Genomic DNA, 12,495 nt, shown 5'->3' with positions numbered 1-12,495 from the left:
GGTCAGACGGCGTCCATCAGGAGTTTCGCCGCCACATCGACGCCGTCCGTCCGCACCTCACCGCCGATCTGCCCGGCTCGCGAGGCGACTTCGGGGCGCAGGATCTCGCCCAGAGCGAGCGTCAGCGCTTCGGCGGAGGGCTCCCCGGTGATCGACGTCCCCACCCCGAGTTCCCCGACGCGCTGCGCGAAGTAGGGCTGGTCGAACATCTGGGGTACGAGCACCTGCGGCACACCTGCCCGGGTCGCCGCCGTGGTCGTACCGGCGCCGCCGTGGTGCACGACCGCCGCGACCCGCGGGAAGAGCGCCTGCTGGTTGACGTCCCCGATGGCGAGGCAGTCGGGTTCGTCGTCGATCGGCGCGAGTCCGGTCCAGCCCCGGAACACGATCGCCCGCCGCCCGTGCGCCCTCGCCGCCTCGATCATCGCCTTCGCGATCGCCTCCGGGGCGCGGATGCTCCCGAAACCGAAGTAGACCGGCGGTTCCCCGTCGTCGAGGAACGCCTCCAGCTCCGGGGACAGCGGGCTGTGGTCCGGCAGGATCCAGGCGCCGGTCTGGTGCACGTCCAGCGCCGACGGTCCCCGCCACGGCGCCAGCACCGGATCGGCGGCCAGCCACGGGCTCTCGGTGAAGATGTGCCCGCGGACGTCGTCGACCGGTGGCAGGCCGAGCCGTTTCCGTCGCGCGCCGAGCACCCCGCCCCACTGCTCGTTCCACCGTTCCGCGTCGTCGGCCCACAACGCCGGGATGGCGGCATCGGGATTCTTCGGCACCCATCCCGGGAAAACGGGCGGACGATGGTGCAGCGAAGGCAGCGTTATCGGGCAGTAAGCGGTGAAGAAATAGGGAATCCCTTTTCGCTCGGCCACCGAATGCGTGGCGATGTTCAACGCCATTCCCGCGACGACGGCGTCGCAGCCCTCGGCGACTTCCGGCATCGTCTCGAACTGGTCGACGACCATGGCCTCGGCCATCTTCCGCCGCCCCTCCGGCGTGGCCATCGCCCTGGTCATCGCGGAATCCGGCTTCGCCGTCGGCCGGAGTTCCGGCCCCAATGGCGCGAAGGAGATCCCGAGACCTTCCGCCCAGTCACGGAAATCCGGCGGCGCGCAGAGCCGGACATCCTGGCCGAGTTCCCGCAACCGCACCGCCAGTGCCACCAACGGCTGCACCTCACCCCTCGTCCCGATAGTGGACAGGAGTACACGCATGGGAATCCCCCTTCGGCAAAAAATGTGAAGGGGGAATTGTGGACCGGGAATGGGGGCTTGCCGCAAGTCCCCCTGTCCGCTATACCTTTGAAGGGGCGAGGGAAACGCTTTTCACGCGGGGTACCAGCCCAAGATCGCTTCGACGACTCCGGCCGGATCCTCCAGCGGCGTCAGATGTCCCGCCTCCGGCAGTACGACCAAGGTCGCGTCCGGCAGCGTTTCCACCAGGGTGTTCGCCGCCTCCAACGGGGTCAGGCCGTCCTCTTCGCCGACCACCACCAGCGCCGGCACGTCCGCCGCCCGCAGCGTTTCGAGCGAATCGGGCCGGGCCGCCATCGCGCGCGCCGCCCACGCGATCCCCGACGGCGGCTGCGTCGTGATCAGTTCACGAACCCGTCCGGCCACTTCGGGGGCTGCCTTCTCGGCGAGCAGTCCTGGCGTGACGGCATCGGGCATCCATCCGGCGCCTTCCGCCTCGACCCGGGCCGCGACGTCGTGCCGGGCCTGCGCGGCTTCGGGGGTGTCGGCCGTCGCCTTCGTGTCGATGAACACGAGCCCGCCGACCCGTTCCGGCGCGAGGCGCAGCACCGCCATCGTCAGGTAGCCGCCCATCGAGCAGCCGCCGAGGACGACCTTGTCGAGTTCGAGCCGGTCGAGCAGCGCCACGACGTCACGGGCGGCGTCGTCCAGATCCGGTTCGCGGTCCGTCTCGGGCAGCGGGCTGCGGCCGAGGCCGCGCTGGTCCGGGGTGATCAGCCGCAGCCGCTCCGAGAGCGGCGCGCGGACCGCGTCCCACATGCGGGCGTCGACGGGGAAGGCGTGCAGCAGTACCAGCGGGAGATCCTTCATGGCGTAATTCTGTCGCACCCTGGGGCTACCGTCAGATCCGTGCTGACAGAGATCAAGACGGAGAGGCTGCTGCTGCGGCGGCTGCGCGAGGCGGATCGCGAGAACATCGTCGCGCTGCAGGCCGATCCGGAGACGAACAAGTTCAACGTCGTGCCGCACACCGTCGAGGGTGCGCGGGAGCTGTACGACGCCTGGATGAGGCAATGGGCCGAGTACGGGTTCGGCTATCTCGCGGTGTCCGCCTTGGACGATCCCGAGGTGATCGTCGGATTCGGCGGCGTCCGCCATCACGAATGGAACGGCGAGCGCGTGCTGAATCTCGCGTACCGCTTCTGGCCGTTCGCCTGGGGCAACGGCTACGCGACGGAGATGGCGGCCGCCGTCGTCGAATGGGCCGAACGGGAGATCCCGGGCATCCCGGTGATCGCCAACATCATGGTGTCCAACGAGCCGTCGGTCCGGGTCGCCGAGCGGCTCGGCTTCAAGATCCACACGGAGGAGGAGTTCGAGGGAGCGCCCTCACTGCACATGCGGCGCTGAGTCACCAGCGTCCGGGAGGGCGCCGGGACCGCGCGCCCCAGCACGCCTTGTGCCAATGGCGGCGGTCGGCGACCCCGCCCGTGCCGTCGGCGGGCCAGGCGACCACATGCGGGGTCCCCTGCCGGATCTCGTGGTCGCAGCCGGGGCAGCGGTAGTCCTTGGTGGCCTGCGCGCCGGGCACGGTGCGCACCAGCCATTCGCCGTCGGCGGCGGTTTCGGAGCGCGCCCAGCCGGTCGACGCGCCGAGGTCGGGGCGTTTACCGCGTTCGGGCCGGTTACGTCGTGGCACGCCGAAACGGTATACGGCCCGGTGATCCCGCTCGCTCGCGGTTCGGTCGCGTGATACGCCTTCAAACACGCGAGTTCCGCCTCCAGACACGCGAGTTCCGCCTCCGATCACGCATGTTCCGCGGGACATCACGTGACCGGAGGGACGGCGCGCGGCGGAATCGGACCGCGGGTGTGACGGAAGGCGTAACTCGCGTGATCGCAGGCGTAACTCGCGTGTTTGAAGGCGTAACTCGCGGGCTAGCCGCCGAAGTAGGCGCCCGGCGTGACACCGACCGCCCGGCGGAAGGCGGCGACGAAAGCGCTCGGCGAGGAGTAGCCGATCCGGCGGGAGACCGCGGTCAGCGGCATGCCCTCGGCCAGCAGCGGCAGGGCCGCGCGCAGCCGGGCCTGCACCCGCCACGCGCCGAACGTCGTCCGGCATTCGGTGAGGAACAGCCGCGCGAGCGTGCGTTCGCTCGCGCCCGCGTCGTGGGCGAAATCCGCGAGGCCGCGGCGGTCCGCCGGATCGGCGATCACCGCCCGCGCGACGGTCAGCGCGCGCCCGTCCGACGGCATCGGCACGGTGATCGGGACGACGTCCACCGGTTCGAGCAGGTCGAAGGCGACGGCCTCGGCCCGGCGGCGCGCGTCGTCGCCGAGGCCGGCCGCGCCGAGGTGCTCCAGCAGTTCGCGAAGCAGCGGGCGGACGGCGACGAGCGTTGGTTCGCGCCAGTGCACCGGGCACCGGTCTCGAGCGGCGTAGATCCCCCGCAATACGGTCTGCGCGGTGGCGCCGGTGCGGTGCACGACACCGGCCGGGATCCACAGCGCACGCGTCGGCGGCAGCACCCAGTGTCGCTCGCCGACGTTCACGCTCAGGATCCCCCGCGCCGCCCAGGCGAGCTGGTGGCCGTCGTGCTCGTGCCACGGAAGCCACGTACCGGCGGGAAGCTCCATCTCGCCGAGCACCATCGCCGTCGGCATCGGGGGAAGGAGTCCGATTCTCGACATCACTTGGCAGCCTATCGCCTACCGGTCACGGCTAGCTTCGGGTTCATGCCGATGAACCTGGTGCACCGCAAACTCTGCAGTTCCGCGCTGTGGGCGAAAGCCGTCGCCGCCGAGATGCCGGGCAACGTCGCCGGTTTCGACCTCGGCGACTCCGTGCTGGAGGTCGGCCCCGGCTTCGGCGCGACCACGCGCGCGCTCGTCCGGCTGGTCCCCCGGCTCACCGCGGTCGAGATCGACGAGGCCTCGGCGGACCTGCTCAAACGGGAGTTCGACGGCCGGGTGCGGATCGTCCGGGGCGACGGCGCGGCGATGCCCTTCGAGGGCGGCGAGTTCTCGGCGGTCGTCTGCTTCACGATGCTGCATCACGTGCCGACGACGGCGTTGCAGGACGCGATCTTCGCCGAGGCGTTCCGGGTGCTCCGCCCCGGCGGCGTCCTGCGCGCGATCGACAGTCTGGCGAACGTGCCGTTCCGGCTCTTCCACCTCGGCGACACGATGAACGCGCTCGACCCGGTTTCGCTCTGGCCCCGTCTCACCGCCGCCGGGTTCACCGGCATCGACGTCGAGCACGTGCCGAAGCGGAGCGTGAAGTTCTCGGCCAGGAAGCCCGCCTGACGCGGGGCTAGCCGCGCGCGAGGACCAGCGGGACGAGCTGCTCGGCCGGGGTCAGCGAGCCGTGCTGGCCGACCAAGGAGGACTCGACAGCCTCGGCCAGTTCCCGCACGAGCCCGAACCGCCCCTTCGACGCCGCGACCACGTCGCCGATCCGCGGCCGGACCCGGTCGGAGACCGGCCCGAACCAGCCGGCCTCGACGGCTTCGTCGCGCGGAAGGATCCACGCCCGATCGCCGATCACCTCGCGCCAGGCAGCCAGCACGTCGGTCTCGGCGCCCGGTTCGCTGTAGACGTGCCGCGCCCGGACCTCACCACCGATCGCCCGGACGCCGCCGAGCAGCGCCGGTGTCTCGTCGATGTCGAGCGCGCCCTCGACGGTCACCATGCCGTGGTCGGCCACGACCGCGAGGAGCGCGCCGGACGGCAGGCCATCCACAATGGACTCGACGAGCCGGTCGACGTGGCGCAGCTGCATCCGCCATGGCGCCGAACCGGGGCCGTAGATGTGGCCGAGCATGTCGAGTTCGCTGTGGTAGCCCCAGCAGAACGCCGGCCGCGTTTCGAGGCAGTGCAGGATGCAGGCGGCCAGGTCGCCGAGCGCGTGGACGCCGACATACCGCGCGCCGGACTGTGTCGCGCGGGTGAGCGCGGTGTCGGCGAACTTCGCCGAAGACACCACGCTGGTCGCGATCCCGGCGGCCGCCGCGCGTTCGAACGTCGTCGGCAGGGGCTGGACCTCGCGCGGCGGCAGAGCACCGCGGAGATCGCCGCCGTCCACGTGGCCGGTCCAGCGCAACGCGTTCAGGACGCCTGTCCCCGGCACCTCGAAGCTGTACCCGACCAGGCCGTGTTCCCCCGAGGCGAGCCCGGTGCCGATCGCGCCGAGACCGGCCGCCGTCGTCGACGGGAAACCGACCCGCAGCGGCGACTTCGCCAGCTGGGTGAGCACGGGTGCGTCGGCGGCGTGCTCGGCCAGCAGTTCCCAGCCGAGCCCGTCGATGAGCAGGACACAGGCGCCGGCCGCCTCCGCCAGGCTCAGCGAGTTGGCGAACCCGTCGGCGCCGAGGGCGGACAGCACGGAGGGGACGACTTGGCCGAGATGCGGCACATGCGCCGCGACAGGCAGTTCCACCCGGCCAGCTTGCCATCCCGCAGCCGTCGAGGAGATGGGATAATGCCGGACATGCCGACTTACGCTTACCGCTGCCGCGAATGCGCGGGGACCTTCGAACTGCTGCGGCCGATGAGCGAGTCCGGTGCGCCCGCGCCGTGCCCGGAGGGTCACCAGGACACCGTCAAGCTGCTGACGACCGTCGCGCTGACCGGCTCGGCCTCCGGTCCGGCCCCCGTTCCAGCAGGTGGAGGCGGCTGCTGCGGAGGCGGCTGCTGCAGCTGACCCACCCGTTCGGGTGGCGCAACGTGTGATCGCCCGATTGGCGGGTACCCCCCTCCCACCAGCCTGGAAGCTCCAGTGGTGGAAGGGAGAACGTCCAGTGGCCACATCAGCACTGGCGGCCGTCGACTTCGGTCAAGGCGTGTCGAGCGCCTGGAGTTCGGTCGCCACTTTCGTCCCGAAACTACTCGCGTTCCTGGTCATCCTGTTCATCGGCTGGCTGATCGCGAAGGCCCTCGCCAAAGCCGTGAGCATGGTGCTCGAGAAGGTCGGCTTCAACCGGCTCCTCGATCGCGGGGGCTTCAAACAGATGCTCGCACGCAGCCAGTTCGACGCGTCGAACATCATCAGCAAGATCGTCTACTACGCGATCCTGCTGATCGCCCTGCAGTTCGCGTTCGGCGTGTTCGGCCCGAACCCGGTGAGCTCGCTGCTCAACGAGATCGTCGCCTGGCTGCCGCGCGCCATCGTCGCGATCGTCATCGTGGTGATCGCCGGCGCGATCGCCAAGGCGGTCAAGGACCTGGTCGGCAACGCCCTCGGCGGCGTTTCCTACGGCAAGGTGCTCGCCACCATCGCCTCGGTGTTCATCTGGGGCCTCGGTGCGATCGCCGCGCTGAACCAGATCGGCGTGGCCACCGCGGTCACGCTGCCGGTGCTGATCACCGTGCTCGCCACGGTCGGCGGCATCGCCGTCGTCGGTGTCGGCGGTGGTCTCATCAAGCCGATGCAACAGCGCTGGGAGACCTGGCTCGGCCGGGCCGAGGCGGAGATTCCCGCCGCGAAGGCGCAGGCCGAGGCCTACCAGCGCGGTCGCGAGGACGCCGGCCGCTCCGGCGGCGTGCCCGCCGAGCGCACGACGGTCAGCGAGCCGGTGTCCGCCGGGCACCACGCGGCCGACCCGAACCGGATGGGTCAGCAGCCGACGCAGCACCAGCAGTTCCCGCCAAGCCAGGGCCAGGTGCCTCAGCACCAGGATCCCGGCCAGCGGCCCCCCGGTGGAAACATGCCCCCTCCGCCGGAGTACCGCTGACCTTTCACGGGAGCGGGTGGGGCATCCGGCCGCCCTACCCGTTCCCGGTCGGCCGGTCGTCGATCGTGGCGGCCAGCGAACACACGCCGACCAGCCGCGCGGTCATCCAGTCACTGGTGGTCCAAGCGGACAGATCGGCCGGAGCACGGAGCGTCCACCCCTTGGTCTTCGCCTCGTCGAGCAGCCCTCGCGCGTATCCGGCGAGGAGGACCGCCCCGGCGACCGCCGCCGAGCCTTCCACCCCCGCCGCGAGGATGTCCCGCACCGCGGCGGAGTGCTGATCGAAGACGGCCGACAGCCCGGGCACGGCCGCAGCCGCGGCTAGCCCGGCGACACCGATCTGCTGGTGCAGCCGGGAAAGTGTGCTACGAGCCGAAGATTCCACCCAGGACGAGACCAGATCTTTCACCCGACCAGGTTAGCCACGCAGGACGATTTGTCGACATCCCGGTGACGACGATCGCAGAATTCAGCACGCCTTGAGTGCCTGATCCAGGTCGTGCCACAGGTCCTCGACGTCCTCCAGCCCCACCGACATGCGGATGAGCCGGTCGGTGACCCCCGCGCCGCGCCGGTCGTCCTCGGCCACGATCCGGTGACTGATCGACGCGGGATGCTGGATGAGCGAGTCGACGCTGCCGAGGCTGACGGCCGGGGTGATCAACCGGACCGCGCCGATGAGCGCGTGCGGATCCCCGTCGACCTCGAACGCGATCAGCGGACCGCCGATGGCCGGGTAGTGCACGGCGCTCACGTTCGCGTGACCGCGAAGCCGCTCGACGAGTTCGGCGGCCGTCGCGGACGCGGCGTTCACGCGCAGCGGGAGGGTCGAGAGGCCGCGAAGCAGCATGTATCCGGCCAGCGGGTGCAGCACGCCTCCGGTGGCGAAGCGGATCTGCCGCAGCATCCCCGCGTCTTCGGCGCTACAAGCGACCACGCCGCCCATGACGTCGCCGTGGCCGCCGAGGAACTTGGTCGCGCTGTGCAGGACGAAGCGGGCGCCGTGCCGTCCCGGCCGCTGGAGCACGGGAGTCGCGAAGGTGTTGTCGACCAGCACCGGGACCTCGCCCGCGGCGCGCACGATCTCGGCGATGTCGACCTCGCGCAGGGTCGGGTTCGCGGGTGTTTCGAGCAGCACGAGGCCGGTGTCGGGCCGCAGCGCCGACGCGACGCCTTCCGGATCAGCCCAGGTCACCTCGGTGCCGAGCAGACCGGACGTGAGCATGTGGTCGGTGCAGCCGTAGACCGGCCGGACGGCGACGACATGCCGTTTGCCCTGCGCGACGGCGGCGAGCAGCGAAGCCGAAACCGCGGCCATGCCGGTGGCGAACGCGACGGCGTCGTCAAACCCCTCAAGCTCGGCGAGCGCCTTTTCGAACCGTTCGACGGTCGGATTGCTCAGCCGCCCGTAGACCGGGAGCCCGGACAGCGAGCCCGAGGCGGCGAATTCATCGATGCGGCTTGCCTCCTCGACGCTGTCCCGCGACGGGTAGGTCGTGGACAGGTCGAGCGGAACGGCGTGGACGCCGAGGTCCGTGAGATCGTCACGGCCGGCGTGGACGGCTCGGGTACGCAGCGTTGCGGTCATACTCCAGATGGTGCGATTTTCTCCGGATCATCCGCAATATCATCGGATATCATTCGCCGATGTCGGATTCTGTCGAACTGAGCACGGTTGATCTTCGAATTCTGCGGCTCCTCCAGAACGACGCCCGGATCTCGAACAAGGATCTGGCCGCCGAGGTCGGTATCGCGCCTTCGACCTGTCTCGACCGCGTCAACCGGCTGCGTGAGCTCGGGGTGATCACCGGCCAGCGCGCGGAGGTCGACGCCGCCAAACTCGGCCGCCCGCTCGAAGCGCTCCTGTTCGTCCAGGTCCGCCCGCACCGGCGGGCGCTGGTCGACTCGTTCGTCGAGCATCTGCTGGCGCTGCCCGAAGTCCGCGCCGTCTACCACCTGACCGGCCCGGACGACTTCCTCGCGCACGTCGCCACCGCTTCGGCGACCGAGCTGCAACGGCTGGTGCTCGACGAGCTGACCGCCCGCGACGAGGTCGCGAGGGTGCACACGAACCTGGTCTTCCAGCACTGGAGCGGGGGACCTTTGCTACCGCCTAGTCGATCCGGACCTTGAACGGATGTGTGACGTCGGCGGGGCAGGTGAAGACGTTCAGCGCCCCTTGACGGCCGAACGTCCAGCCCGCCGGCTCGCCTTCGCCTGCTTCGCATCCGCAGCCGACCTCGTGCTCCTCCGTGGCCAACGCGATCGTCTGACGCAGTTCGGCGCCGCACTCCCGGCAGCCCAGCTCGTGCCGATCGGTCGTGTCCCAGGCTGTCCAACCGCCGATCTTCGAATAGTGCCCCAGCTCGGGCCAGCCTTCCGGCTCGTCGCCCGCGCCCTCGGGGATACCGAGTGCCGAGCGGGTCTCCGCCGGGAAGTCGCAGAGCCGGGGCAGTTCGTCGATCGAGCACGGTTCGAAAACACAGGGTTCCGGCAGGTAGGCGGCCTTGGCGTCCTCGGGGGCGGGCGGCGCGTCCGCGATGTCCCGCACCTCGCTCGAATCACGCCAGATCAGCCGCACCGCGGGCCCCTGGTGATGAAGGCTGTCGTGGTCCATCGGGCAGAACAGCATCTGCAGGACGTCGGTGCCCTCCGGGAAGGGCAGCTCCGGGAAGTCGTCGCGGAAGAACTGCGCCGCGCCGACCATCGCCGGAACCGGCTGGTCGAGCGGATGCCCGCCCGCCCACGCGTCGTCGGAGGCGTCCGGGTCGGGCGGCCAGGTCACCGGGCACTCCGGCCACGGTTCGTCGGACGGCCAGAGCAGCGGGCCGCCGAAGTGGCTTTCGTCCGGACCGGGCACCCCCGGCGCGGGGTGCAGCCGGATGGCCGTCCGGACCAGGTCGTTCAGGCCGGGGATGGGCATCCCGTCGTATGTGAGCTGACGCACTCACGCGAGCTTAGAGGTCCGGCAGCGGATCTTCAGGTTTTGCCCGCAGGATCTCGGCATCGGCCGCGTGCACCACCGCGACGTACTCGTCGTCGACTTCGTAGGCGACGCCGTTGAATTCGAACCACGGGGTGGTCGCCGTCTCGACCGGCCCGATCCGGTGGTTGCGCAGCGTCACCGAGACGACCCGTTTCGGCGCCTTCCTGCTCCACCGGCCGGTCGTCATGATCGTGATCGTCTTGCGGCTCACCGCGAAGAACACGCACGGATCGAAGCTGCCCACGATGTCGGCCGGGAACACGTAGTGGATCTCGTCGTCCGGATCGAGGAGTTCCTTGATCCGTTTCCTGACCCCCGAGGAAACCGGCATGTCGCTCAAGTTACCGACGCGGGGCGCAGTGCTGCCAGGTCGAGTGTCAGGAAAGGGTCGTTCAGGACATCTTTCGTCCTGAACGACCCTTTCCTGACATCCGGGGAGCTACCGGGCCGAGTAGTCCTTGAACCCCTTTCCGGTCTTCCGGCCCAGCCGTCCGGCGGTCACGAGGTGCTCCAGCAGCGGCGCGGGCGCGAAGCCCTCTTCACGGAACTCGTTGAACAGGGTCCGCTGGATCGCCAGCGAAACGTCCAGCCCGACGACGTCGAGCAGTTCGAACGGGCCCATCGGCAGTCCGCAGCCCACCTTCATCGCGGTGTCGATGTCGTCGGCCTCCGCGTAGTGCGCCTCGAGCATCTTCACCGCGTCGTTGAGGTACGGGAACAGCAGCGCGTTGACGATGAACCCGGCCCGGTCGCCGCAGTGCACAGGGTGCTTCCCGACCGCCGCGCAGACTGCGTCCACGGTCGCGATCACGTCGGGCGCGGTGGCGATGGTCGAGACCACCTCGACGAGTTTCATCACCGGCGCCGGGTTGAAGAAGTGCACGCCGACCACGTCCGAAGGCCGCGAGGTGGCGGCCGCGCATTCGATGACCGGCAGCGAGGACGTGGTCGTCGCCAGGACCGCGCCCGGCTTCACGACGTCGTCGAGCGCGGCGAAAACGGCCTGCTTGACGGCCAGATCCTCGGCCACCGCCTCGACGACGAGGTCCACGTCGGCCAGTTCCTCGAACTCCACGGCCGACGAGATCCGGCCCAACGCGGCGGCGGCGTCCTCTTCGGACAGTTTGCCCTTGACGACGGCCTTGTCCAGCGACTTCTTCACCCGCGCGACGGACGCCGCTGCCTTCTCCGCGCTGCGCGCCCGCAGGATGACCTCGTAGCCGCGTTTCGCGAAGACCTCGACGATGCCGGTCGCCATGGTCCCGGTCCCGACGACACCGACCTTGCGCACCTCCCGCGCCGAGCCGATGTCCACTGTGGACTTCGTAACCGCGTCGGTCACGGTCGGCGAATCGGGCTCATCGTAGGTGTAGAAACCCTGCCCCGTCTTCCGGCCGAGTAGTCCGGCGGTGATCATCTGCTTCAGCAGCGGCGCCGGCGCGTGCAGCCGGTTGCGCGACTGGTGGTACATCGTGTCGAGGATCTCGTACGCGGTGTCCAGCCCGATGAGGTCGAGCAACGCCAAGGGCCCCATGGGATACCCGCAGCCGAACCGCATCGCCGCGTCGAGATCCTCACGCGTGGCGTAGCGCTGCTCGTACATCCGCACCGCGTGGTTGAGATACCCGAACAGCAGCGCGTTCGCGATGAACCCGGCCCGGTCCCCGATCACCACCGGGGTCTTGCCGAGGCGTTCGGCGAACGCGACGACGTCGGTGATCACGTCGGGTTCCGTGACGACCGTACGGACGATCTCGACCAGTTTGAGGATCGGTGCCGGATTGAAAAAATGCATCCCGACGACCTTGCCCGGCCGCGCGGTGTGCACACCGATCTCGGTGATCGACAGCGACGAGGTGTTCGAGACGAAGATCGTGTCCGGACCGGTGATCTTGTCCAGCTGCGAGAACACGTCCGATTTCGCTTCGAGACTCTCCGGGATCGCCTCGATCACGAGGTCCACATCGGACAGTTCGGCCAGCGACGTGGTGTACCGGATCCGGCCGAGCAACGCGTCACGTCCGCCGGCGTCGAGTTTGCCGCCGGACACCGCCCGTTCGGTCGAATGCTCCAGATGACCGCGGCCCCGGCTCACGCCGTCGTCGTCGATCTCCACCGCGACGACGGACACGCCGCTCCGCGCGAGCACCTCGGCGATCCCGGCACCCATGGTGCCGAGACCGATGACTCCCACACTCGAGATTTCCCGCGCCACAACCGGCCTCCGGAGGTTACTCGCTGGTAGTTTCTCCGATCGTGCCATGCCGGGGCGCGGAAAGCAGCGGCTGTCACCCTCCGAATCGAGTAAGTGTCACTCGCGGACGAGGTCCCACGGGGACTTTTCCCTGCGTGCGACGCGAGGAATGTGCCCTTCACGGCCGCGGATGCCAGGAAAGGCTCTTTCCTGGCAAATTTTGCAAGGAAAGAGCCTTTCCTGGCGTTAGGCGAGGGATCAAGGGACCTTTGCTACCGCCTCTGGCCTACCGCCTCCGGCCGGTCCCGCCGTGAAGGCCACCTTGAGGGACCCAGAGTCCGTGAGGGCCTCCTTCCCTACCTTCACGGTAGGGAAGGAGGCCCTCACGGCACG

The 12,495-nt window shown here is 69.6% G+C and carries 15 protein-coding genes; 5 read left to right on the top strand and 10 right to left on the bottom strand.

Translation table 11 applies throughout. The features are described 5' to 3' along the window. Nucleotides 1–2 precede the first annotated feature (2 nt). Both DMH03_RS12795 and DMH03_RS12790 read right to left on the bottom strand, forming a co-directional pair. On the bottom strand, nt 3–1,211 hold the full coding sequence (locus tag DMH03_RS12795) for a glycosyltransferase (protein ID WP_125792215.1): 1,209 nt from the start codon (nt 1,209–1,211) through the stop codon (nt 3–5). 111 nt (nt 1,212–1,322) lie between these two features. Then, nucleotides 1,323–2,060 carry an alpha/beta fold hydrolase gene (locus DMH03_RS12790; protein ID WP_125792214.1) on the bottom strand — a complete coding sequence of 246 codons (738 nt, stop codon included), beginning with the start codon at nt 2,058–2,060 and terminating at the stop codon, nt 1,323–1,325. Nucleotides 2,061–2,099: 39 nt separating this feature from the next. Between DMH03_RS12790 and DMH03_RS12785 the strand changes: the two genes are divergently transcribed. Further along, nucleotides 2,100–2,600, top strand: a complete 501-nt coding sequence (locus DMH03_RS12785; RefSeq protein ID WP_125792213.1) for a GNAT family N-acetyltransferase — start codon at nt 2,100–2,102, stop codon at nt 2,598–2,600. 1 nt (nt 2,601) lies between these two features. On the opposite strand, the gene DMH03_RS12780 is transcribed toward DMH03_RS12785, so the two are convergent. Both DMH03_RS12780 and DMH03_RS12775 read right to left on the bottom strand, forming a co-directional pair. Then, entirely contained in the window at nt 2,602–2,889 is a 288-nt protein-coding gene (locus DMH03_RS12780) for a hypothetical protein (RefSeq protein ID WP_125792212.1), read from the bottom strand. Nucleotides 2,890–3,128: 239 nt separating this feature from the next. Next, entirely contained in the window at nt 3,129–3,881 is a 753-nt protein-coding gene (locus tag DMH03_RS12775) for a helix-turn-helix domain-containing protein (protein WP_125792211.1), read from the bottom strand. Nucleotides 3,882–3,932: 51 nt separating this feature from the next. Here DMH03_RS12775 and DMH03_RS12770 point away from each other — a divergent pair, with 51 nt between their 5' ends. Beyond that, on the top strand, nt 3,933–4,496 hold the full coding sequence (locus tag DMH03_RS12770; protein ID WP_125792907.1) for a class I SAM-dependent methyltransferase: 564 nt from the start codon (nt 3,933–3,935) through the stop codon (nt 4,494–4,496). A 7-nt stretch (nt 4,497–4,503) separates the two neighbouring features. Here DMH03_RS12770 and DMH03_RS12765 read toward each other — a convergent pair whose 3' ends face one another. After that, nucleotides 4,504–5,628 (bottom strand): alkaline phosphatase family protein, encoded by a 1,125-nt coding sequence (locus DMH03_RS12765; protein WP_125792210.1) that lies wholly within the window; start codon nt 5,626–5,628, stop codon nt 4,504–4,506. A gap of 51 nt (nt 5,629–5,679) precedes the next feature. On the opposite strand from DMH03_RS12765, the gene DMH03_RS12760 reads away from it, so the two are divergent. Together DMH03_RS12760 and DMH03_RS12755 are read left to right on the top strand one after the other, a co-directional pair. Continuing rightward, a complete protein-coding gene (locus tag DMH03_RS12760) occupies nt 5,680–5,892 on the top strand; it encodes an FmdB family zinc ribbon protein (protein WP_038508997.1) in 213 nt (70 codons plus the stop codon). Between the two features lie 97 nt (nt 5,893–5,989). Next, nucleotides 5,990–6,922, top strand: coding sequence for a hypothetical protein (locus DMH03_RS12755; RefSeq protein WP_125792209.1), 933 nt, complete (start codon nt 5,990–5,992; stop codon nt 6,920–6,922). Between the two features lie 34 nt (nt 6,923–6,956). Here DMH03_RS12755 and DMH03_RS12750 read toward each other — a convergent pair whose 3' ends face one another. Then, nucleotides 6,957–7,331, bottom strand: a complete 375-nt coding sequence (locus DMH03_RS12750; protein ID WP_125792208.1) for a DUF6401 family natural product biosynthesis protein — start codon at nt 7,329–7,331, stop codon at nt 6,957–6,959. Between the two features lie 60 nt (nt 7,332–7,391). Beyond that, entirely contained in the window at nt 7,392–8,510 is a 1,119-nt protein-coding gene (locus tag DMH03_RS12745) for a PLP-dependent aspartate aminotransferase family protein (RefSeq protein ID WP_125792207.1), read from the bottom strand. Nucleotides 8,511–8,569: 59 nt separating this feature from the next. On the opposite strand from DMH03_RS12745, the gene DMH03_RS12740 reads away from it, so the two are divergent. Continuing rightward, nucleotides 8,570–9,055, top strand: a complete 486-nt coding sequence (locus DMH03_RS12740) for an Lrp/AsnC family transcriptional regulator (RefSeq protein ID WP_125792206.1) — start codon at nt 8,570–8,572, stop codon at nt 9,053–9,055. On the opposite strand, the gene DMH03_RS12735 is transcribed toward DMH03_RS12740, so the two are convergent. The 3 genes from DMH03_RS12735 to DMH03_RS12725 all read right to left on the bottom strand — a co-directional run bounded on the left by DMH03_RS12735 (nt 9,036) and on the right by DMH03_RS12725 (nt 12,123). Beyond that, on the bottom strand, nt 9,036–9,869 hold the full coding sequence (locus DMH03_RS12735) for a hypothetical protein (RefSeq protein ID WP_125792205.1): 834 nt from the start codon (nt 9,867–9,869) through the stop codon (nt 9,036–9,038). The two genes, DMH03_RS12740 and DMH03_RS12735, sit on opposite strands and share 20 nt — an antisense overlap. A 10-nt stretch (nt 9,870–9,879) precedes the next feature. Next, nucleotides 9,880–10,239: a hypothetical protein gene (locus DMH03_RS12730; RefSeq protein WP_125792204.1), complete on the bottom strand. Its 360-nt coding sequence runs from the start codon at nt 10,237–10,239 to the stop codon at nt 9,880–9,882. Between the two features lie 108 nt (nt 10,240–10,347). After that, nucleotides 10,348–12,123, bottom strand: a complete 1,776-nt coding sequence (locus DMH03_RS12725) for a 3-hydroxyacyl-CoA dehydrogenase family protein (protein ID WP_125792203.1) — start codon at nt 12,121–12,123, stop codon at nt 10,348–10,350. Nucleotides 12,124–12,495 lie beyond the last annotated feature (372 nt).

Origin of the sequence: Amycolatopsis sp. WAC 01376 (assembly GCF_003947415.1) — a bacterium.
Taxonomy (GTDB): domain Bacteria; phylum Actinomycetota; class Actinomycetes; order Mycobacteriales; family Pseudonocardiaceae; genus Amycolatopsis.
This window is presented reverse-complemented; position numbering and strand designations above follow the sequence as displayed.